The following is a 21,153-nucleotide window of genomic DNA, read 5'->3' on the forward strand; positions in this document are numbered from 1 at the left end:
ATCACAGATTGTGATGACATACCCGACAAAACGTCCAAACTCTTTTTTGCATTACGTTTTCACGGAACAAAGAATCGGTTTCAAAAAATAATTTTTCAAACGCAAAAATGAATAGCGAAGAACTCCGAGATTATTGTTTGACAAAACAAGAAGTAACGGAAAGTTTCCCGTTTGGATCGGATACATTGGTTTTTAAAGTGTGCGGAAAAATATTTTTACTTTGTAGTTTAAGTTCCAATCCATTGCAATTTAATGTAAAATCCGATCCGGAAAAAATCACTGAATTACGTGAACAATACGATTGTGTTTTACCAGGTTATCACATGAATAAAAGACATTGGAATACCATTATTATAGATGGTTCTGTAAGTAAACAGCAATTGCAAAAATGGATAAATGAATCCTATCGTTTGATTATTTTATCACTCCCAAAAACAGTTCAGAAAAATTATTTTTCCGACACGAATTCTTCGCTGTAAAAATCTTGCGTTTCGCAAACGGAAAACTGTCCTGTTTTTTTTTACCTTTAGCCACTGAAAAATTATGTTTGAAAGGATAAAACAAGCACTCAATCCGAACGGAGAAATGTCATTTTTGGCACATCTCGAAACCTTGCGTTGGCATTTGATGCGCTCCGTAATTGTGGTTTCTATTTTGGGCGTAGTGATGTTTATCAATGAAAAATTTTTATTCGGAACAGTTTTATTTGGTCCGAAAAACCCTGATTTCATTACGTATCGCATTCTTTGCCGAATTGGCGGAAGATTAAATATGCCGGAATTGTGCATTCATAAAATTCCGATACAATTAATAAATACGGAGCTCGCTGGACAATTAACGATGAGCATGTGGGTTTCCTTCGTTGCCGGATTAATCCTCGGAATGCCCTACGTTTTATGGGAATTTTGGTTGTTTATAAAACCTGCTTTAAAACAAAAAGAAATAAAAGGCGCCAAAGGTTTTGTGTTTTTTGCGACCTTACTTTTTTTACTGGGCGCGAGTTTCAGTTATTTTTTAATTGTGCCATGGACGATAAATTTTCTTGGAAATTACAGTATCAGCGGAAGCGATGTGTCGAATATGATTACGATGGATTCGTATATTTCTACCGTTACGAGTTTGGTTTTTTTACTCGGTTTGGTTTTCGAATTACCGATTATCGTTTATTTTCTAACCAAGTTCGGAATCCTTTCAGCAGCATTTATGCGTAAATATCGCAGGCATGCCGTTATTGTTGTTTTGATTGGCGCAGCATTTATTAGTCCGCCGGATGTTACCTCGCAAATGGTGGTAGCAGTGCCTTTGTATTTGTTGTTTGAAGTGAGTATTTTTGTTTCAGCCTTTGCGCAAAAACGAAAAAAAGTAATTTAATTCGAACGTTAAAAAGTGTTTTGAAAAAATAATTTTCCGATGAGCAATTCCATAGCTGAGTTCAATGATTTTCGCGAAGCGATGAACGAAAAAATTTTAGCACAAGATAATTTGGTGCTGAAACGTTTATTTAATTTGGATACAAATACGTATCAGGCAGGTGCACTTCCCGTGAAAACAAAAGAATTATTGGGTTTGGTGGCTTCGATGGTTTTGCGTTGCGATGATTGCATTAAATATCATTTGGGAAAATGTGACGAACAAAATGTATCGGACGAAGAACTTTTTGAAACCTTTGCCGTTGCGAATATTGTAGGCGGAACAATTGTTATTCCGCATACGCGAAGAGCAGTTGCGTATTGGGAAGAATTAAAAAAAGAAAAAAAACAGGCTTCAAAAAAATAATTTTTCGAATGCACTTTTTCATAAAAAAAATGCGTGTTTTATTTTTTCTTTTTTCACTATTTTGTGTTTCGATTTTATCTGCGCAAGAAACAAAAATTTCGGGAAGAGTGTACGATGCGAAAACCCGCGAACCATTGCCATTTATCAGTGTTGCGCTGCAAGGCACAACTATTGGGACTACCACAGATGTAGAAGGAAATTACACCATTTCTTCTGATATTTCTGCTGATTCCATCCAATTTTCATACATCGGATACACCACTTTTTCACACAAAATAATCCATCACCAAACACAAATTGTCAATGTGTTTTTACAGCCTTCCGAAATGGATTTGCCTGAAATTACTATTCGTCCGGGCGAAAACCCAGCACATAAAATTTTACGAAAAGTAATTGCACACAAGCCGGAAAATGACCCAGATTATTTGGATGCGTATCAATACCAAGTGTACAATAAATTAGAATTTGATTTGAACAATCTTTCCGAAAAATTTAAAAACCGAAAAGTTTTTAAACCTATCAAATTTGTGTTCGATAATATTGATAGTTCCAATGTGAAAGAAAAGCCGTATTTGCCCATGTTTATCACGGAAACCTTGTCGGATGTGTATTATAAAAAAGATCCAAAATACAAGCAAGAAATCATCAATGCCAGTAAAGTATCCGGAATGCAAGACGCCAGCATCGCGCAGTTTACAGGCGATATGTATCAAACATTTAATATTTACGATAATTCTTTTTTGGTTGCTACCACCAGTTATTTCAGTCCCATTTCGAACAACGGATTATTGTATTACAAATATTATTTGATTGATAGCTTGGTGTTGAATGGACATTGGTGTTATCAAATTCAATTTAAACCGAAACACAAACAAGCATTTGCCTTTACCGGAAATATTTGGATTGCCGATACCACCTTTGCTGTGGCACGTTTGGAAATGTCTTTAGCCCCAGGAACAAATATTGATTTCATTACCGAGTACAACGTAATTCAAGATTACAAATACATAGATAAGACATGGATGCTGAGCACCGACAAGCGGATTGTTGATTTTGCCATTCAAAAAAATACGATGGGAGTTTACGGACGAAAAACGACGTATTATCACAACATCGTTTTGCATCAACCGAAACCGAATGATTTTTATTCGAAGACAGATAATTTAGTTTTGCAAAAAGGTGCAGTAAATCGATCCGATACGTATTGGAAAAAAAATCGCCCAGACTCCCTTTCCAAAGAAGAAAAGAAAATTTATCAAATGGTGGACAGCGTGGAATCTTTACCCATTTATCATACATGGTTTGGCATTGTCAGTTTGCTTTATACTGGTTATAAAACGGTGGGTAATTTTGATATTGGTCCTTACGGATATATGCTCAGCGCCAATCAAATTGAAGGAACACGCATTCGGATGGGTGGGCGAACAAGTTCTAATTTCAGTTCGTGGTACGAGTTAAGCGGATATGCAGCTTACGGATTTACGGATCAAAAATTAAAATACGGTATCGGATTTAAAACATTTGTTTCGCATAAACCACGCGAAATAATCGGAATTACGTATAAAAATGATTATGAAATTTTAGGAACAAACGACAACATTGTTCCGACAGATAATTTACTGACATCGCTTTTTTCAAGAAGTCCGCTTAACAATCTCACGAAAGTGGAAGAAGTGCATGCGTATTACGACAAAGAATGGTTTCCTGGTTTTGGAACAGTATTTAGTTTTATCGGGCGCACGATGATTCCCTTGGGCGATTTCAAATACCAATACTACAACAACGAAAACGAATTGATTACAAAACCCAATATCAAATCATCTGAGTTAAAATTGGAAACAACGTATTCGAAAGATCAAAAATATATTGATGAAGGTTTTATTCGTGTCCCCGTACCAAACATGAATCCCGTTTTTCAATTCGATTATATGTTGGGCATAAAAGGACTTTTCAATAGTGATTATCAATACAATAAATTTGTGTTGAATATCAGTCAGCGTGTAAACATTTTACCTTTCGGACACATCAATTATACTTTAGAAGGCGGAAAAGTTTTTGGAAATATTCCGTATCCGTTAATGGTTTTACATCCTGGCAACGAAACTTATTTTTACGATCCGAACACATTTAATTTGATGAATTATTACGAGTTTGCAAGCGACCAATATGCAGACGCCTTGGTAGAAGAGCATTTCGACGGATTTTTTTTCAATCACATTCCTTTGTTGCGAAAATTAAAATGGAGAGAAGTAGTAGAAGCAAAAGCACTGGTAGGCAGCGTAAGCAGTGCTGACAGAAACACCTTACTTTTCCCATCCACCTTACATTCCTTAAACCAAGGCGCTTATTATGAAACAGGAGTTGGCATCGAAAATATTTTTAAAGTAATTCGTATTGATGCCGTTTGGCGATTGTCTTATCTAAATGATCCGGATATTTCTCGTTTCGGTATTCGCGGAACGTTGCAATTAATGTTTTGAAAAAATAATTTTTCAAACACGAAATATCCTTGCATAAAAAAGACTTCAAAAAAATAATTTTTCAGAAGGTCTTTTTAGCTGATATCAGTATCTCGAATAATATTATTAACTTTGCACGTTTTGTTAAAAACGTCCCCTTTTAGCTGGGACGATTTTTTTTGTTATCATGGAATTAAAAGAAAAAATAGATTTTAAAAAACTGCCCAAACACATTGCTATCATTATGGATGGAAATGGACGATGGGCAAAACAAAAAGGGAAAGCGCGTATTTTTGGGCATCAAAATGCAATAAAAGCAGTAAAAGAAACGGTGGAAACAGCGGCAGAATTAGGAATTGAATATCTTACACTTTATGCTTTTTCTACCGAAAATTGGAATCGTCCGGAATATGAAATAAATGCACTGATGCAATTACTGGTTTCCACCATCAGCAAAGAAACCAAAACACTGAATGAAAATAATATCCGATTATTAGCTATTGGCGATTTAAACAGTTTGCCGAAAAAGTGTTTAGAAGAATTAAATTTAGCGATGCAAAAGACGGAACACAATAAAAGAATGAATTTAGTGTTAGCGTTAAGTTATAGTTCCAGATGGGAAATCGTTAATGCAGTGAAAAAAATAGCTCAACACATCGAAAGCAAAACAATAAAAGCAGAAGACATCAACGAAAAAATGCTTAGTTCCTATTTAAACACCGCCCAATTTCCAGATCCTGAATTGATGATTCGCACCAGCGGAGAGTACCGCATCAGTAATTTCCTATTGTGGCAGTTGGCTTACGCCGAATTTTATTTCACAGAAAAATTATGGCCCGATTTCAGAAAAGCAGATTTATACGAAGCCATTATTAATTATCAAACCCGAGAGCGCCGGTTTGGAAAAACAAGCGAACAATTAGCCAATTAAAATGAAAAAAATAGTTTTAGCACTTAGTTTTTTATTCCTTATCACCACTTTTATAAGTGCGCAAGTTCAGATTGGCAACGACTCCACAAAAATTGATTATTCCAATCCGAAAGAATATACTATTGGTGGAATTACTGTTTCTGGAACGCAACATTTGGATAAAAATGTGCTGATTCTCCTTTCCGGATTGTCGCCCGGACAAAAAGTGCAAATACCTGGCGATAAAATAGCCAGCGGTATCGAAAACTTATGGAAACAAGGACTTTTTGACGATGTTAAAATTCAAGTTACAAGAATACAGGGCAAAAGTGTTTTTTTAAACATCGCTATTGTGGAACGCCCACGACTTTCCAAATTTACTTTTTCGGGAGTTAAAAGGTCGGAAGCAGACGATTTGCGGGACAAACTCAAACTGGTTCGCGGTAAAGTAGTAACGGATTACCTCATCGCCAATATCATCAATACTGTTAAAGACCATTACATAGACAAAGGATTTATGAATGTGAAAGTATCCGTGAAGGAACAATCTGATACTTCACTCGTTGCAGGAGGTGAAGAGTCCGACAATTCCAATACAAATCAAATAGATGATACTAAAAATCCGAATGAAAATCACAAAGAAAAAACACAAAATAAAAATCATGTGGCAGCAGGAATAAGTTTGGGTGTTATTTTGTATATAAAAGTAGATAAAGGTGAAAAAATTAAAATTGGGAATATTATTTTTGACGGAAATTCTTCTTTGAGTGCAAGGAAATTACGCCATACGATGAAGGACACCAAACAAAAACGCTGGTATAACATCTTTAACAGCTCAAAATATTTAGTTGAAAATTTGAAGAAAGATGAAGGAAATATTATTGACAAATACCATTCCATAGGTTATCGCGATGCAAAAATAGTAAAAGACAGCGTTTATAAAACGAGTGAGAACCTTGTCAATATTAAGATTACGATTAAAGAAGGTTCAAAATATTATTTTCGAAATATTACATGGGTTGGAAACTCTAAATACACCGATAGGACGCTTGCTGCAGTACTTGGAATAAAAAAAGGCGATGTGTACAATCAATCCCTGTTGGATGAAAAATTAACAATGAACCCGAATGGAACCGATGTAAGCTCGCTTTATATGGACAACGGATATTTATTTTTTCAAGTTACACCTGTCGAAGTGATGGTAGAAAATGATTCCATTGATCTTGAAATGCATATTTACGAGGGAAAACAAGCCATTATCAATAAAGTTACCGTAACCGGAAATACAAAAACGAACGATCGTGTTGTGCTACGCGAAATTCGTACTAAACCAGGGCAATTATTCAGACGTTCAGACATTATGCGTACGCAACGAGAATTGGCACAATTAGGTTATTTTGATCCTGAAAAAATGACCGTTACTCCTATTCCGCATCAAGCAGATGGAACAGTAGATATTAATTACGGTGTAGAAGAAAAGCCATCTGATCAAGTGTCGCTTTCGGGCGGTTGGGGCGCAGGGATGATTGTTGGAACTGTCGGGCTTTCATTTAATAATTTTTCAGCACGTAATTTCTTTAATGGATCTGCTTGGAGGCCTTTACCGTCGGGCGATGGACAAAAATTAAGTTTGAGCGCACAAGCCAATGGAATTAATTATCAATCATACAACGCTTCCTTCACGGAGCCTTGGTTGGGAGGCAAAAAGCCCAATTCGCTCACAGTAAGTATATATCATTCCATTCAATCCAACGGACAACCTAAAACTATATCTGTAAACGGTGCAACAGAAGCTAATCCAGCTCGTGCTGACATCACGATTAACGGACTTTCCGTAGGACTTGGAAAAAGACTTCGCTTTCCCGACGATTATTTTAGTTTATATCAAGAAGTTGCACTTCAAAAATACATTTTGAACAATTATGCTTCGGTATTTTCCTACAGCAGCGGTATTTCTTATAACTTTAGTTATAAATTGGCACTTTCGAGAAATTCTATTGATCGCCCTATTTTTACCAGCAGTGGTTCTCAAATTACCTTGTCAGGACAATGGACGCCACCTTATTCCTTATTTTCTCCAAATACCGATTATGCCACCGAAACAGAGGCTCAAAAGTTTCATTTCGTAGAATATCAAAAATATAAGTTTACCGCATCTTGGTTTGCTCCTCTCACTAATTTGCGTGCTGCAGAAGGAAAAGAAGCTCATAATTTAGTATTCAATGCGCGTGCAGGTTTTGGGTTTTTAGGCATGTATAACAACCAAATAGGATTATCTCCTTTTCAACGTTTCTATTTGGGTGGAAGTGGTTTAACTGGATACAATATTGATGGTAGAGAAATTATTGCAATGAGAGGATACGATGACCAATCATTATCTCCAACTACTGGAGCTGCAATGATTTGCAAATACACACTGGAATTGCATTACCCAATATCTCTCAATCCGCAAGCTACGGTCTATTTATTATCATTTGCAGAAGCTGGAAATTCCTGGACCACATTTCAACAATTTGATCCTTTCAGTGTATATCGTTCGGTAGGTGTCGGCGTGCGTATTTTCTTACCGATGTTCGGATTATTAGGCTTCGACTATGGATGGAGATTGGACAATGTTCCCACTGCTCCGAATATGCAGAAATCACAATTTCATTTTACAATTGGAACCTCCATGGGAGAACTTTAAAAAATATTTTGCACGGTTTTTGTACAGTGCATGAATCAAAAAATAAAAACTAAAAAAATGAAAAAAATAGCCTTGATTTTCGGATTGATTTTCGGCACTGCTGCTATTTCGTCCGCGCAACGTTTTGCCTACGTAGATACGCAATATATTCTTTCCAATATTCCAGAATACAAAGCGGCTCAGGACCAATTGGATAAAATTTCAGTTGGGTGGCAAAAAGAAATTGAGGCGAAATATACCGAAATTGACAAACTTTACAAAGCCTATCAAGCCGACCAAATATTGTTGACTGAAGATATGAAAAAGAAAAGAGAAGAAGAAATTGAGTCAAAGGAAAAATCTGCAAAAGATCTACAAAAACAACGTTTCGGCGTGGGAGGAGATTTATTTAAAAAACGACAAGATTTAGTAAAACCGATTCAGGATAAAGTGTACAATGCAGTAAAAGCACTGGCAGAAAAGGACAATTATGCCGTGGTGTTTGATAAGTCAAGCGATTTAACAATGCTTTATACCGCTGCTAAGTACGATAAAAGCGATGAAGTATTGGAATCCATGGGCTATAAACCTGGAGCCGATAAAAGATAAACCTAAAACCTAAACCAAAAATAACAATGAAAAAAGTGATAAAAACAGCCATCGTGGCAATTGTTTTGTTTGCAACAAGCATCCAAGTAAACGCGCAAAAAATAGCGCACATCAGTGTTGATTCTCTCTTGGCCGTGATGCCTGAATCTCAAGCCGCAAAAAAAGCAGCCCAAGATTATTACAATCAACTTCAAGGACAAGTTGTTTCCATGCAAAAAGAATTACAAACTAAATACCAAGATTACCAACAAAACCAAGCAAATTATACTGATTTGGTGAAACAAACCAAACAAAAAGAATTGAATGATTTGAATCAGCGAATTCAAGATTTTCAAACACAAGCGCAACAAGATATCCAGAAGAAGAACGATGACTTAACAAAACCTGTTTATCAAAAAGCGAAAAAAGCCATCAATGAAGTAGCAAAAGAAAAAGGGTATAAATACGTATTAGATACAAGCTCCGGTGTTGTTTTATATTCTGACCCTTCTGATGATATTATGGATGCAGTCAGAAAAAAATTAGGAATTGATCCCAACGCAAAACCAGCAATGGATAACAGCACTCCGACTTCAGGAAGCAGTACAGCTCCAACAAATTAATTTTTAAAACATCCCGCTTTAGCGGGATGTTTTGCTTAGCATTTCTTCCATTGTTTAACTCGAAAAAAAAGAATTTTGCAAGTAATCCTATCGGAATATTTGATTCCGGAATAGGCGGGCTTACTGTTGCTAATGCGATTCACGAAATACTTCCCAACGAAAACCTTGTTTATTTTGGAGATACGGCTCACATGCCTTACGGCGATAAATCGCCGGATTCTATAAAATATTATGCCATTCGTATCAGTCAATTTTTGTTGGAACACGAGTGCAAAATAATTGTAATTGCTTGTAATACCGCATCAGCAATGGCGTACGAAGTAGTGAAAGATTTTGTAGGGAACAAAGCATTGTTAGTAAATGTGGTGGATCCGGTGGTGCAAGAAGTAGTGAAGAAAAAAGTAAAAAACATTGGCGTAATCGGCACAAAAGGCACTATTAAATCGGATATCTACGCGAAAAAAATAATTTCGTTAAACAAAAATGTAGAAGTAAAATCCTTGGCAACTCCGCTTTTAGCTTCGATGATTGAAGAGGGTTTTTTCAATAATAAAATCAGTCGCACGATAATTAATTCCTATCTCTCGCGTCCGAAACTCAAAAAAATTGATTCCTTAATTTTGGCTTGTACGCATTATCCACTCATCAAAAAAGAAATTGAAGAGTATTATAAAAACAGTATTGATATTGTGGATTCTGCCAAAGTTGTGGCGACTTACGTGCACGATTTATTGAAAAAAGAAAAGTTATTGAACAATACAAAAAAACCGAAACACCATTTTTATGTTTCGGATTATACGGATTCGTTTGAGCAAAGCACCAAGTTTTTTTTCAAAAATAAAATCCAATTAGAGAAAATTTCTCTTTGGAAATAATCACAAAAAAATAATTTTCAGCCCTTGCTTTACCGAAGCTTAAAAATACTCATGCGGATTTCGGTAGAAGTTTTCTACAAGAAAATCCATATTCGGAATATTAAAAATTTGCCGCAAAATCAGCCAGTAGTGCTCGCTTGCAATCACCCAAATTCTTTTTTAGATCCAATTATCGTTTCTGTTTTTGTGAAAAATCGCTTGCATTATTTGGCGCGTTCGGATGCATTTAATACGCCGTTTAAAAAATGGATTCTCGGAAAGATAGGATTAGTACCGATTTATCGCTTGCAAGAAGGCGCCGATAAATTGCATAAGAACGAAGAGACATTTGATATATGTGCTGAAATTTTAGCAAAAAATGGAACCATTATTATTTTTTCCGAAGGTTTGTGCATTCAAGAAAGGCGACTTCGTAAATTAAAAAAAGGTACTGCACGATTGGTTTTTGGAGCAGAAGCCGCTCGAGATTTTAACATGGATTTGTTGATTGTTCCAATTGGAATGAATTATTATAAACCGGAGAATTTTAGAAGTGATTTGGTAATTAATTTCGGGAAACCAATCAAATTAAAAGCGTACGAAGAATTATATAAAGAGGATAAAGCGCGTGCTATTAATGCACTTACAGGTGATTTGGAAAAACAAATGGCGGCAGAATTATTAATTATCGAGGAGCAAAAAAATGATTTTTTGGTAGCGGATTTGGAAGAGATATATGGAAAAGAAATACTTTCAAAAAATAATTTTTCAGAAAGCAAATCGGAGAAAAAGTTTTTACTGAGTTGCGGAATTGCAGAAGCAATAAATCGTCTTCAAAAAAATAATTTTTCGAAGGCGGAAATTTTTCGAAAAAAGATTGTCGCATATTCAGAAGAATTGGAAAAAAATAATTTGCGCGATTATTTTTTCTGGAAAAATCCAATTACATACGCTCAAAAAAATAATTTTTCGATACAAGTTTTCGAACTTGTTATTGGCTTTCCTCTTTTCGTTTACGGATTAATTGTTCATTATGTGCCGTATAAAATTTCGTATTCGCTCACCAATAAAATCGTTAAAAACATAGAGTTCTTCAGCTCTGTGAATTGTAGCGCTGGCACTTTTATTTTCTTAATTTTTTATATAATGGAGAGCCTTTTACTGATTCATTTCTTCAATTTTTTCGTATTGATTGGCTTTATTCTTTTACTTCCGCTAAGCGGAAAATATGCTTTGCGTTATCAGCGTTTGATCAAAAAAGTAAAAGGAAAAATAAGTTTAAGACGTTTAATTAAAAAAGATAAATCGTTCGTTGAACATCTTTTTTCAGAGCGAGAGGAAATTCTTCAGGAGTGGAAAGAGATAAAGTTTTTTGTATAAAAAAGAGGCTCGAAAAATTAATTTTTCGAGCCTCTTTTTTATGTAGAGAATACTAATTTTATTTTCCTCTAATAAGTGTTACAAATCCATTCACATTATAATCTTTACCTGAAGTAGAAACTGCTTTCAAAATATAATAATACGTTCCATCAGACATATTAACACCTGCTGTAGATCGTCCGTCCCAACGTATATCCGAAGCTGTAGAGCTAAATACTTTTACGCCCCATCGATTAAATATGTCAATCGAAAACTGTTTCATTCCGCTGTTCGGGATATAAAATTCGTCGTTTTTACCATCTCCATTTGGAGTAAACACGTTGGGAATAATAATTCCTTCATTTACTTTTACGTCGTACGTGATAGTGTCTTTACATCCGAAAGCGTTCGTTACTACTTCTGTTACTGGATAGATACCAGCACCTGGATAGTTGTGGGTTGGGTTTTGTGATGTAGAACTGGAACCATCGCCGAATAACCATGCCCACGATGTTACGCCACCTTTACTAGTATCATTAAAAGCATATAAATTATTATACGTTCCAGAAGAAATAGTATCAAAGCCTGCATCTGGTTTCGGATTTAATGAAACTGTACAAGAAGCCGGACTGGAAGAACAGCCTGTGTTAGAATTCGAAATTACCGTAATAGTACCCGGAGTATTTCCCCAATTCACAATAAGAGAATCAGTTCCTTGTCCAGATACAATGGTAGTTCCGCCAGGAGTTGTCCAAGTGTATGAAGTCCCATTTCCTGTAACGGTAACTAAGTTATTTGGTGTTCCTGGACAAATAGGTCCGATACAATTAATCACAGGCGCCGCAGGATTTGGTGCAGCAAGTACGTAAGGCGTATTACTGAAATTACTCCAATTTGTTTTTAATACATCACTTAATGGAACAGTGGTAGTAGCCGTTACAACTCCTGTATTATTCCATTTTACCACTTGTGGTGTGTTCCACTGTGCAATGCCATTCCAAGAACCGTCATTTGTTTGGTCGTAAAAAATATCGATAGCTGCATTGTCCGTTCCAGAAACGCGCTTAATCAAATGATAAAATAAGGGATTCACCTTACAAAGCGTGCTATCTAAAGAAGCTTTGTTATAACTATCAAGGGTTGGATCATTGTTTGCTAAGCGAACAGAAAAGGTATCAATATTAGCAGCTACTGGGGTCAATTTTACTGGGCGATATCTAGTAGTACCTAAACTGGATCCTGTTGGATAAAAGTAAACAGCAGCAGTATTTGTAACACGCGATAAACTTCCAGTTCCAAGACTACTTACAAAACCTTCATTGCCAGGTACGGTTGTATTTGTAACGGCAGTAAGCGTAGGAGTTAAAACACGCATGGTATTGTTATCTGTTGCCAATTCTCTGTCATTAATGATAAGTGCATTGGTAACATTAGCGTTCAATGTTTGACGTTTGATGCGTGCCGCCCCAACTCCTGTACCAGTAAGTTCCAGTGTATCAAAAGTAGTTATTGTATTGGTGGTGCTTGTTATTAGTTGTGTTGCAGCATTTCCATTCATGTTAACAACACTGTTGTTTGCGTTAAAAGTAGCATCGTTTATCCAATTTTGATCCAGATAATAAGTTCCATTTCCGTGCATCACCGAATTATTAGTAAGATCTATATTTCCCGGAAAAGCCCCATTGCTGGTAACCGTGATAATTCCTTCGTTATCAAAATCACCAGGACCTGCAATGATGTTATCGCTTTGTAAGCCAGCATTTATCTGAACAATGGTGGAAGAAGCCACGTAAACTTGGGCGCCGTTATTAAAAAATATTTGTGCGTTTATATTGCTTCCACAAAAAATAAAGGATAATGAAGCGATGCCTATAAAGATTTTTTTTCGGGATAAAGAGTATGATTTTTTCATGCGCTTTTATTTTTTTAGTGTCTATTTTTCGATTAACAAATATATACTAAATTCTTTGAGAAATCAAAATTTTATTCTAATTAAAAATCAAATAGGTGATTGTCAATCATTTATAATGTCATTTAGAATGAAAACTATTTTTCTAATAAATTTAATTTTTCGGCAAAATGATGGCAAAAATCTTTCATATCATTCGCCATTTTATCTTCTCCAGTTGCGCGCTTTAATGTATCCGACATGGATAAGAGGGTTTGATGAAAAAAACGTTTCATGTCATCCACATTCATCTCTTTTGTCCACAAATCAATTTTGAGAGTATTGTTTTCATTCGCATCCCAAATGGAAATAAATACGGATTTACTCTCACTTTTTTCTTTTCCATCCATAGCTTCCCAAATAATATTTTCAGGAACATTATTTTCATCCAGCGTTACGGAAAATTTTATTTCAGAAGATTTTTTTTTCGACATATTTATTAAATTATTTTGACGGTTTGTATTTTGATCCCAACAATATTTTCTCGCAATCTTTTTCATCCATTAATTGTTGCAAACTTACTTCCGGATGATTGTTCATATACGCTTGTACAATGCGCCAACCTATCCAATTTCCTGTACGTGCAGGCGACTCTTTATTAAACGCAGCAGTAAACGGACCTTCGTTCGTAAACTTTACAATTTCTGTAAAATCGTTGGAATACAACATTTTTTGTTGAATAAAAAACGCCCACATATTGTATTCGTTTTTGATGCACCAATCGGTTTGTTTTTTCGAGAAATCGGTTTTCAACGTATCGCTCACATCTGGAAGCATCGCATCGGTTACGTATAAAATTTTTCCAGCATGAATAATGTTTGTCAAAAAATTATTTTTAGTTTCGTTTTGTGGAAACTCGGTATTCATCCAGCCTTTTACGCAATCACTTACCATGTATGGCGCCGACATATCTATTGTTTTGTATTGCGGCAATTGCAACATCGGATAAAAACGACAATTGGATCCTAAATACATTTCCAAACAAACTCCCAATACGCCGTCAAAATTAACGACGGAATAATTAAAACCTGACATTAAAACCACTACTTTTTTCGGAATTTTTTTCTCCGGAAAATAATACTTGAAATGTTTGAACGCATCTGTTAAACCTGTTTGTAAAAAGGACACGTTGGCAAATTTTTTTTCACAGCTGTCGTATGCTTCTCGCATGGATGGATCCGTAATAAATCGTTTTAAACTAGTGAGGTATGATGTATCTTTTATCCCGCCATCATTGATAAAATTACTAATCAAATGAGCATAAAAAATACCGTATTTTTTTTCCAATTTTTGAGATTCTAACGCCGTATTATTAGGCGAAAGTTGGAATATCTCTTGATCCAATCGATCTACTTTAACTTCCGGAATTGTTATTTTTGAAACATCTACATCCAAGCGATTATGGCTACACGATGTAAAAAATAACAATACAAGAACCGACTTAAACCTCCTTAAATTTTTCATGTTGAAAATAATGTATGAAAAAAAAACGTAATATTGCTTCTCAATTAAAAACGTCAAAATTATGAAAAAGATACTTACTTTAACTTTTGCGAGCATTTTTGCAATCACAGCATTTGCACAATCCTCTTCCGATAAAAAATTCCATTTCGGATTGGAAGCTGCGCCTGGACTTTATTGGTTCAAGCCTAACACCCCTAATAATGCATCCAATGGTCCAAAGTTAGGATTTAGTTATGGCGTTATGCTCGAATTTGGCTTTACAGATAATTATTCTTTTGCCACCGGCTTGGGCGTTGCTAGTATCGGCGGTACTTATACTAATACGACTACCACTGCTCCAATGAATATCACCACCACCATAGCAAACATAGAGCAATTGCAATATTTGCAAATTCCATTAACGTTAAAAATGAAAACCAATGCGATTGGATTGCTTAAATATTACGGACAGTTTGGTTTAGGACTTGGCGTTAATTTAAAAGCAACTGATAATATTACCACTACTGTTGGATCCGCTCCAGCAACTTCCACAAATGGGAGCGATGTACAAAATGCAACCAATCCAGTTCGTCTTTCTTTGTTGATAGGCGGTGGCGTTGAATTTAATCCGAGTGGCAGTACCGCTTTGGTTGCAGGTTTATTATTTGATAACGGATTTTTAAATGTGAACAAAAGTAGCAGCAGCGAAATCCTCTCCAAAGGACTTCAACTAAATTTGGGCGTGTTGTTTTAGAAAAAAAATAATCTTTACTTTTAATCCCGATTTCACCCATCGGGATTTTTTATTTCTATGAAAATAGCTTTAGCGCAACTTAATTATCATATCGGCAATTTTGAAAAAAATGTTTTCAAAATAAAAAATACTATTCAACAGGCAAAGCTGGGAAAGGTTGATTTAATAGTATTTTCGGAACTTTCGGCGTGCGGATATCCTCCAAAAGATTTACTGGAATACACACATTTTATTCAGCAATGCGAAAATGCGGTAATGGAAATTGCCAAACAATGTGTTGGAATTTCTGCCATTGTTGGTGCGCCAAGCGCGAATAAAAATGCACACGAAAAAAAAATTTTCAATGCGGCTTTTTTTCTTGAAAATGGAGAAATAAAATCCATACATGCTAAAACATTATTACCCGATTACGATGTGTTTGACGAGTGTCGACATTTCGAACAGAATAAAAAATGGGACGTTGTACATTTTAAAAATCATAAAATTGCTTTGACGATTTGTGAAGATTTATGGTACGATGAAAATCCCTTGTACACCGTTAATCCAATGGATGAATTGATGAAACACAATCCGGATTTTATTGTTAATATTGCTGCTTCGCCTTTTTCTACTACGCACGCTGAAATTAGAAAATCTGTTATAACAAAAGCTGTAAAAAAATATAAATTACCCTTATTTTATGTGAATCAAGTGGGTGCGCAAACCGATTTAATTTTTGATGGTGGCTCTATGGTCATAAGCAATGATGGCAAACCGTTCGACGAATTAAATTCTTTTTCAGAAGATTTTAAAATCTATGAAATTTCATCCGATAAAGAAGAATTAAAAAAAATTAGCGAAGAAAAAACACTTCAAAAAAATAATTTTTCGAAAGCTGAAAAAATACAATCTGCTTTGGTGTTAGGGATTCGAGATTATTTCGAAAAAAATAATTTTAAAACGGCTATTGTCGGGCTTTCTGGCGGAATTGATTCTGCCGTAGTGTTGGCTTTGGCTTGTGAAGCGCTCGGTGGAAAAAATATTTTTTCAGTGTTGATGCCGTCTAAATTTTCTTCCGATCATTCCGTTGCTGATGCGCTCGAAATGGTTAAAAATATCGGTTGTCATCATCAACTTATTTCCATCGACAATACGTTTGACACACTCGAAAAAACGATGCAGCCGCATTTTGAAAATCGTCCATTTAACCTGGCAGAAGAAAATATGCAGGCGCGTATCCGCGGAATAATGTTGATGGCTTTGTCAAATAAATTCGGTCACATTTTATTGAATACTTCCAACAAAAGCGAAATGGCTGTGGGCTACGGAACACTCTACGGCGATATGTGCGGCGCATTGTCCGTTATCGGGGATGTGTATAAAACAGAAGTATACGAATTGGCGCACACAATTAATTCAACTAAAAAAGTGATTCCAAAAAATATTTTTTCGAAAGCTCCTTCTGCGGAATTGCGTCACGATCAAAAGGATTCTGATTCCTTGCCGGATTACGAAATTTTAGATAAAATTTTATTTCAATACATCGAAAAAAAACAAAGTGAAAAAGAAATTATTTCTTCTGGTTTTGATATTTTGTTGATAAAAAAAATAATTCAAATGATAAATAATAACGAATACAAACGTCATCAAACGCCGCCTGTATTAAGGGTTTCGGATAAAGCTTTTGGAACAGGTCGTAAAATGCCAATTGTAGGAAAATACTAAATTTGTTTTTATGAAATTACATTTGGGAATAGTTGTTTTCGCTTTTGCTTTTTCGATTGGGTGCCATAGCAAAAAAGAAGTAGAAATTCCTGTCAACGTGTTACCACGAGAAAAAATGGTAAGTGTATTGGTGAAAATAAATCTGTTAGAAGCAAGCATCGATTTGAAGTCGGTGCAGGATAATAAAACAAATCCAAACGCACCTTATTTCGACCCTTTAAAAGAAGAGAAAATTACGGCAGAACAATACAATAAAAGTTTTGATTTTTACAGCCATCATCCAGTACTTATGGATAGCATTTACGACGACGTGTTGGACGAATTGAGCAAGCGCAAAGCGGAAGAAATGAAGCGTTGAAAAAATAATTTTTCAAACGAATAATACCACGATTAATTCCGACAAAAATCCAAGAAAAAATCCAGCATATACTTCCATCGGTCGGTGTGCTTTTAAATGCAATCGAGCATACGCCACGCATCCTGAAATAAAAAATAAACTCATAATTAAAAGGTGCAAATCGACATGTATTTTAAATCCGACACCAGTAAAAAGTCCTGTAATACCGCCAATTCCAGTAGTATGTGCACTTATTTTAAATTCTAAATTTATCAGCATCACAAGTAATAAACTAATGGTTGCGCCTAATAAAAATTGAATAATTGGAAAAGAATTTGGAGAAATAAATTTCAAACTGGCATAAGCCAATGTAAAAAAAACAGCCGTAATAACATACGGAAGTCTGCGTTCTTCTTGACTTTTCAATTCAAAATTTTTAATTTGATGAGAATACTTCAAAGCAATTAAGCACAAAATAGGTAGTGCTAAAGTAAATCCGAAAATAATTTGATACGTTATTTTTTGTACGGAAAGAGGAATCAAAAAATAATTTTCTTGCCCAAAATTAAAAATTAAAAACACCCCAAAAAGAGGCATTAATAAAGGATGAAATAGATATGAAATTATTTTTGCGCTACGCATCTTGAAAAAATATTTTTTCAATTGCCCGCCATGGCGATAATTATTTTGCTGCCTTTTTTCAAGCGCTGATTATCGCTAAAATTATTGATTTTTTTTAATTTTTCAACGCTTAGTCCGTGCGCTTTAGCGATACTCCAAAGGGTATCGCCATTTTGTATCGTGTAATAATCAGAATTATTATTTTTAGATACGTTTTTTCGCTGTTTCTTGTTTGCCGCATAACTTTCTTTTGCTCTGTTTCCTCCAGAAGTAATATAAATCGTTAATTTTTCACCAGCGTGAATGTTGTAAGAACGCAAATTATTCCATTCTTTTAATTCGCGAACGCTGCATTTATAACGACTTGCAATGGTGCTTAAATGTTCGCCTTTTTTTACTCTATACGTTTTCGCAATTGGTTCAGATGCCTGCATCGCCAATATTTGCTCGCTCGTAGCAGTATCTGTTTTTAAATAATTGTAAATGGCTGTTTCGTTGGTGATAAAAGTTCCCACATCTTCTTTCGGTAAACACAAACTGGACTCTTCTCCATCTGGATTGTAAGGCACCACATCTAATTTATATTCCGGATTTAAAAATTCAATTTCTGAAATAGGAATGTGCAATACCGAAGAAATTTGATTGAAAGAAAGTTGTTGTTTTATTTTCACGGTATCTACCTGAAAATAAGTTTTTTGAGGTACTGCCGAAAAAATATTGTGTTCTGCCGTATAATTCAACACATAATTTACAGCGATGAAAGCGGGAACATAACCTTGTGTTTCTTTCGGTAAATACGGACGAATTGCCCAATAATTTGTTTTTCCGCCAGAGCGTCTAATGGCACGACTTACTGTTCCTGGTCCGCTGTTGTAGGCTGCTAAAACCAATTGCCAATCGCCAAAAGTATCGTATAAATATTGAAAATATTCACAGGCTGCAACGGTTGATTTATATGGATCGCTGCGTTCGTCTACGTAAGAAGTTGTATTCAAATTATACATTTTTCCAGTGGTGTACATAAATTGCCACAAACCGCGTGCTCCGGTGCGTGATTTAGCGCTCGGATTTAATGCAGATTCCACTACGGCAAGGTATTTTAATTCCAGAGGTAAATTGTATTTATCGAGCAATTCTTCAAACATCGGAAAATATAATTTCGACATAGCCATAATCCTCGACACCAAATCTCTTCTCCTTACAGCGTAAAGTAAAATGTATTGTTTTACAGCATCGTTATAGGCTAAATCGAAAGGTGATTGCGCATCTAATTTTGCTAAACGAGCTTCGTATATTTTGTCATCGTATTGAGGAACAGAATCCGCAGAGAAATGATATTTTCCTATGATTCTTTTTTGAAGAGATGATTTTTTTGCTGTTTTATCAAAATATTGCAAATTCGATAAACTATCGAGCATCGCAGCAATCGGGTCGTCTTCAAACGTAGTAGTAACAACACTGTCTTTTTTTAGTGTTGGTGCTTTTGCCGGCGCAATCGATTGGGCTGCCGCCGAGAGCGTAAGAAGGAAAGCCGGGAGAAATATGTAGTTCTTCAGTTTCATGCGATACATTATACGGAAAGCAACAAAAAAAGTTAGTTCATCACAAACACGAGTTCTGCAAAGCTAAACAATAAAATCTTTTTTTCAAACTCGAAAAAAAAAATTTCTGCACGACTATATGTTGATTAAATAGTTGGAGAAGGCAAGTAATTCTGTTTCTCCAAACTTTTTTCCCATCAATTGTATTCCGAAAGGCAAACCGTTACTGTGTTTGCCGATGGGTAATGAAATAGCTGGAATTCCTGCAATATTTGCTTGCACGGTAAAAATATCTTCCAAATACATTTTAATCGGATCTGCCGAATTTTTTCCGAAATCAAAAGCTGTTCCTGGAGTTGTCGGAGATAAAATAAAATCGTACTCACTTAAAATTTCCGCTGTTTTATCGTGCAACAAACGTCTTACTTTTTGTCCGCGTGCATAATACGCATCGTAATAACCAGCGCTCAAAACAAATGTTCCGAGCATAATTCTTCGTTTCACTTCCGCGCCAAAACCTTCGCTGCGCGATTGTGTATAGGTAGTTTCCAAATCATTCGCCGTTGCACTTCTATAACCGTAATTAATACCGTCGTAGCGGGATAAATTGGAAGAAGCTTCGGCTGTGGTAAGCACATAATAGGTTGGTACCAGATAGTCGATGTAAGGAAAACCAACCATTTCAATCGTATGTCCTTCTTTTTTTAATTTTTCAATCAGCGTGTCGATGTGCAATTTTATTTCCGGATCTAATCCTTCCTTTTCCATGCAATCCTTTAACACTGCTATTTTTTTCGGCGATTTGTTCTCTAAATTTTTTGAATACTGTTCTGCTTTTTTAGAGGAAACCGTGCTGTCGTATTCGTCTGCGCCTGCAATAATTTCCAGTAAAAGTGCCGCGTCAAAAATATTTTTTGTAATCGGACCAATTTGATCAAACGAAGAGGCATAAGCAATCGCGCCGTGTCTGGAAACCCTTCCATAAGTGGGTTTTAAGCCAATCACGCCACAAAAAGAAGCCGGCTGACGAATCGATCCGCCAGTATCTGTTCCCAATGCTGCTAAACATAAATCTGCTGCAACAGCTGCAGCAGAGCCTCCAGAAGAGCCTCCTGGAACTTTTTTTTCATTCAAAGGATTGAGTACATTTCCGAAAGCAGAATTTTCGTTGGAGCTGCCCATCGCAAATTCATCACAATTACAACGTCCAATAATAATGGCATCTTCAGCTAAAATACGTTCGGTAACCGTTGCGCTGTAAAGCGAAGTGAAATTTTCAAGAATTTTTGAAGACGCAGAAATTTTATGATTTTTGATGCATATATTATCCTTCATGCCAATTACCATTCCTGCCAAACGACCAGCTGTTCCAGCTTTTATTTTTTCATCAATAATTGTAGCTTTCTCCAGCGCTTCCGCAGAGAAAACTTCCAGAAAAATATTCAAATGTTTCTTTTCTTCGATGCGCGAAAGATAATTTTTCACTAATTCTACGCAGGTCAATTTGCCTTCCGAAAAATCTTTTTGTATCGCAGTTAAAGAGGAATAAGTCTTCAAGAAAATTTAAAATA

General features: G+C 35.7%; 19 protein-coding genes. 13 read left to right on the forward strand and 6 right to left on the reverse strand.

What is annotated here, in order from left to right:
* Nucleotides 1-107 precede the first annotated feature (107 nt).
* The 10 genes from ABIZ51_09245 to ABIZ51_09290 all read left to right on the forward strand — a co-directional run bounded on the left by ABIZ51_09245 (nucleotide 108) and on the right by ABIZ51_09290 (nucleotide 11,255).
* The gene (locus ABIZ51_09245; protein MEO7088964.1) at nucleotides 108-479 is read left to right on the forward strand and encodes an MmcQ/YjbR family DNA-binding protein; all 372 of its coding nucleotides are present in this window, start codon (nucleotides 108-110) and stop codon (nucleotides 477-479) included.
* Between the two features lie 64 nt (nucleotides 480-543).
* Complete coding sequence (gene tatC / locus ABIZ51_09250) at nucleotides 544-1,371, forward strand: twin-arginine translocase subunit TatC (GenBank protein MEO7088965.1); 828 nt, start codon at nucleotides 544-546, stop codon at nucleotides 1,369-1,371.
* Between the two features lie 39 nt (nucleotides 1,372-1,410).
* Nucleotides 1,411-1,776, forward strand: coding sequence for a carboxymuconolactone decarboxylase family protein (locus tag ABIZ51_09255; protein ID MEO7088966.1), 366 nt, complete (start codon nucleotides 1,411-1,413; stop codon nucleotides 1,774-1,776).
* An 8-nt stretch (nucleotides 1,777-1,784) separates the two neighbouring features.
* Entirely contained in the window at nucleotides 1,785-4,256 is a 2,472-nt protein-coding gene (locus ABIZ51_09260; protein MEO7088967.1) for a DUF5686 family protein, read from the forward strand.
* A 166-nt stretch (nucleotides 4,257-4,422) separates the two neighbouring features.
* Nucleotides 4,423-5,166, forward strand: coding sequence for an isoprenyl transferase (locus ABIZ51_09265; protein ID MEO7088968.1), 744 nt, complete (start codon nucleotides 4,423-4,425; stop codon nucleotides 5,164-5,166).
* A gap of 1 nt (nucleotide 5,167) precedes the next feature.
* Nucleotides 5,168-7,831: a POTRA domain-containing protein gene (locus ABIZ51_09270; GenBank protein MEO7088969.1), complete on the forward strand. Its 2,664-nt coding sequence runs from the start codon at nucleotides 5,168-5,170 to the stop codon at nucleotides 7,829-7,831.
* Nucleotides 7,832-7,888: 57 nt separating this feature from the next.
* The gene (locus tag ABIZ51_09275; protein MEO7088970.1) at nucleotides 7,889-8,419 is read left to right on the forward strand and encodes an OmpH family outer membrane protein; all 531 of its coding nucleotides are present in this window, start codon (nucleotides 7,889-7,891) and stop codon (nucleotides 8,417-8,419) included.
* Nucleotides 8,420-8,445: 26 nt separating this feature from the next.
* The gene (locus tag ABIZ51_09280; protein MEO7088971.1) at nucleotides 8,446-9,021 is read left to right on the forward strand and encodes an OmpH family outer membrane protein; all 576 of its coding nucleotides are present in this window, start codon (nucleotides 8,446-8,448) and stop codon (nucleotides 9,019-9,021) included.
* A gap of 26 nt (nucleotides 9,022-9,047) precedes the next feature.
* On the forward strand, nucleotides 9,048-9,896 hold the full coding sequence (gene murI, locus ABIZ51_09285) for a glutamate racemase (protein ID MEO7088972.1): 849 nt from the start codon (nucleotides 9,048-9,050) through the stop codon (nucleotides 9,894-9,896).
* A gap of 51 nt (nucleotides 9,897-9,947) precedes the next feature.
* On the forward strand, nucleotides 9,948-11,255 hold the full coding sequence (locus ABIZ51_09290; protein ID MEO7088973.1) for a lysophospholipid acyltransferase family protein: 1,308 nt from the start codon (nucleotides 9,948-9,950) through the stop codon (nucleotides 11,253-11,255).
* Between the two features lie 58 nt (nucleotides 11,256-11,313).
* Here ABIZ51_09290 and ABIZ51_09295 read toward each other — a convergent pair whose 3' ends face one another.
* From ABIZ51_09295 to ABIZ51_09305, 3 genes are all read right to left on the reverse strand, one after another.
* Nucleotides 11,314-13,146 carry a gliding motility-associated C-terminal domain-containing protein gene (locus tag ABIZ51_09295; protein ID MEO7088974.1) on the reverse strand — a complete coding sequence of 611 codons (1,833 nt, stop codon included), beginning with the start codon at nucleotides 13,144-13,146 and terminating at the stop codon, nucleotides 11,314-11,316.
* 134 nt (nucleotides 13,147-13,280) lie between these two features.
* On the reverse strand, nucleotides 13,281-13,616 hold the full coding sequence (gldC, locus tag ABIZ51_09300) for a gliding motility protein GldC (GenBank protein MEO7088975.1): 336 nt from the start codon (nucleotides 13,614-13,616) through the stop codon (nucleotides 13,281-13,283).
* A 10-nt stretch (nucleotides 13,617-13,626) separates the two neighbouring features.
* Nucleotides 13,627-14,646 carry a hypothetical protein gene (locus ABIZ51_09305; GenBank protein ID MEO7088976.1) on the reverse strand — a complete coding sequence of 340 codons (1,020 nt, stop codon included), beginning with the start codon at nucleotides 14,644-14,646 and terminating at the stop codon, nucleotides 13,627-13,629.
* A 61-nt stretch (nucleotides 14,647-14,707) separates the two neighbouring features.
* On the opposite strand from ABIZ51_09305, the gene ABIZ51_09310 reads away from it, so the two are divergent.
* The 3 genes from ABIZ51_09310 to ABIZ51_09320 are packed head-to-tail and all read left to right on the forward strand — an operon-like array spanning nucleotide 14,708 to nucleotide 17,441.
* On the forward strand, nucleotides 14,708-15,379 hold the full coding sequence (locus ABIZ51_09310) for a porin family protein (protein ID MEO7088977.1): 672 nt from the start codon (nucleotides 14,708-14,710) through the stop codon (nucleotides 15,377-15,379).
* Nucleotides 15,380-15,436: 57 nt separating this feature from the next.
* Nucleotides 15,437-17,083 carry an NAD+ synthase gene (locus tag ABIZ51_09315; protein MEO7088978.1) on the forward strand — a complete coding sequence of 549 codons (1,647 nt, stop codon included), beginning with the start codon at nucleotides 15,437-15,439 and terminating at the stop codon, nucleotides 17,081-17,083.
* Between the two features lie 10 nt (nucleotides 17,084-17,093).
* Entirely contained in the window at nucleotides 17,094-17,441 is a 348-nt protein-coding gene (locus ABIZ51_09320) for a DUF4296 domain-containing protein (protein MEO7088979.1), read from the forward strand.
* Between the two features lie 12 nt (nucleotides 17,442-17,453).
* Here the strand turns inward: ABIZ51_09320 and ABIZ51_09325 are convergent, their stop codons facing one another.
* The 3 genes from ABIZ51_09325 to gatA all read right to left on the reverse strand — a co-directional run bounded on the left by ABIZ51_09325 (nucleotide 17,454) and on the right by gatA (nucleotide 21,139).
* On the reverse strand, nucleotides 17,454-18,062 hold the full coding sequence (locus tag ABIZ51_09325) for a PAP2 family protein (GenBank protein MEO7088980.1): 609 nt from the start codon (nucleotides 18,060-18,062) through the stop codon (nucleotides 17,454-17,456).
* Nucleotides 18,063-18,079: 17 nt separating this feature from the next.
* A complete protein-coding gene (locus ABIZ51_09330) occupies nucleotides 18,080-19,603 on the reverse strand; it encodes a LysM peptidoglycan-binding domain-containing protein (protein MEO7088981.1) in 1,524 nt (507 codons plus the stop codon).
* Nucleotides 19,604-19,717: 114 nt separating this feature from the next.
* The gene (gene gatA / locus ABIZ51_09335) at nucleotides 19,718-21,139 is read right to left on the reverse strand and encodes an Asp-tRNA(Asn)/Glu-tRNA(Gln) amidotransferase subunit GatA (GenBank protein ID MEO7088982.1); all 1,422 of its coding nucleotides are present in this window, start codon (nucleotides 21,137-21,139) and stop codon (nucleotides 19,718-19,720) included.
* Nucleotides 21,140-21,153 lie beyond the last annotated feature (14 nt).

Source organism: Bacteroidia bacterium (genome assembly GCA_039924845.1).
Lineage (GTDB): Bacteria > Bacteroidota > Bacteroidia > DATLTG01 > DATLTG01 > DATLTG01.

What these genes read in the sequence shown, in the direction of transcription:
- ABIZ51_09305 (MEO7088976.1), bottom strand. Translation starts at nt 14,646, where the DNA reads ATGAAAAATTTAAGGAGGTTTAAGTCGGTTCTTGTATTGTTATTTTTT.
- ABIZ51_09290 (MEO7088973.1), top strand. Translation starts at nt 9,948, where the DNA reads ATGCGGATTTCGGTAGAAGTTTTCTACAAGAAAATCCATATTCGGAAT.
- ABIZ51_09315 (MEO7088978.1), top strand. Translation starts at nt 15,437, where the DNA reads ATGAAAATAGCTTTAGCGCAACTTAATTATCATATCGGCAATTTTGAA.
- gldC (MEO7088975.1), bottom strand. Translation starts at nt 13,616, where the DNA reads ATGTCGAAAAAAAAATCTTCTGAAATAAAATTTTCCGTAACGCTGGAT.
- ABIZ51_09255 (MEO7088966.1), top strand. Translation starts at nt 1,411, where the DNA reads ATGAGCAATTCCATAGCTGAGTTCAATGATTTTCGCGAAGCGATGAAC.
- ABIZ51_09265 (MEO7088968.1), top strand. Translation starts at nt 4,423, where the DNA reads ATGGAATTAAAAGAAAAAATAGATTTTAAAAAACTGCCCAAACACATT.
- ABIZ51_09270 (MEO7088969.1), top strand. Translation starts at nt 5,168, where the DNA reads ATGAAAAAAATAGTTTTAGCACTTAGTTTTTTATTCCTTATCACCACT.
- ABIZ51_09280 (MEO7088971.1), top strand. Translation starts at nt 8,446, where the DNA reads ATGAAAAAAGTGATAAAAACAGCCATCGTGGCAATTGTTTTGTTTGCA.
- tatC (MEO7088965.1), top strand. Translation starts at nt 544, where the DNA reads ATGTTTGAAAGGATAAAACAAGCACTCAATCCGAACGGAGAAATGTCA.
- ABIZ51_09310 (MEO7088977.1), top strand. Translation starts at nt 14,708, where the DNA reads ATGAAAAAGATACTTACTTTAACTTTTGCGAGCATTTTTGCAATCACA.
- ABIZ51_09325 (MEO7088980.1), bottom strand. Translation starts at nt 18,062, where the DNA reads ATGCGTAGCGCAAAAATAATTTCATATCTATTTCATCCTTTATTAATG.
- ABIZ51_09320 (MEO7088979.1), top strand. Translation starts at nt 17,094, where the DNA reads ATGAAATTACATTTGGGAATAGTTGTTTTCGCTTTTGCTTTTTCGATT.
- ABIZ51_09295 (MEO7088974.1), bottom strand. Translation starts at nt 13,146, where the DNA reads ATGAAAAAATCATACTCTTTATCCCGAAAAAAAATCTTTATAGGCATC.
- ABIZ51_09275 (MEO7088970.1), top strand. Translation starts at nt 7,889, where the DNA reads ATGAAAAAAATAGCCTTGATTTTCGGATTGATTTTCGGCACTGCTGCT.
- ABIZ51_09245 (MEO7088964.1), top strand. Translation starts at nt 108, where the DNA reads ATGAATAGCGAAGAACTCCGAGATTATTGTTTGACAAAACAAGAAGTA.
- murI (MEO7088972.1), top strand. Translation starts at nt 9,048, where the DNA reads ATGTTTTGCTTAGCATTTCTTCCATTGTTTAACTCGAAAAAAAAGAAT.
- ABIZ51_09260 (MEO7088967.1), top strand. Translation starts at nt 1,785, where the DNA reads ATGCACTTTTTCATAAAAAAAATGCGTGTTTTATTTTTTCTTTTTTCA.
- ABIZ51_09330 (MEO7088981.1), bottom strand. Translation starts at nt 19,603, where the DNA reads ATGAAACTGAAGAACTACATATTTCTCCCGGCTTTCCTTCTTACGCTC.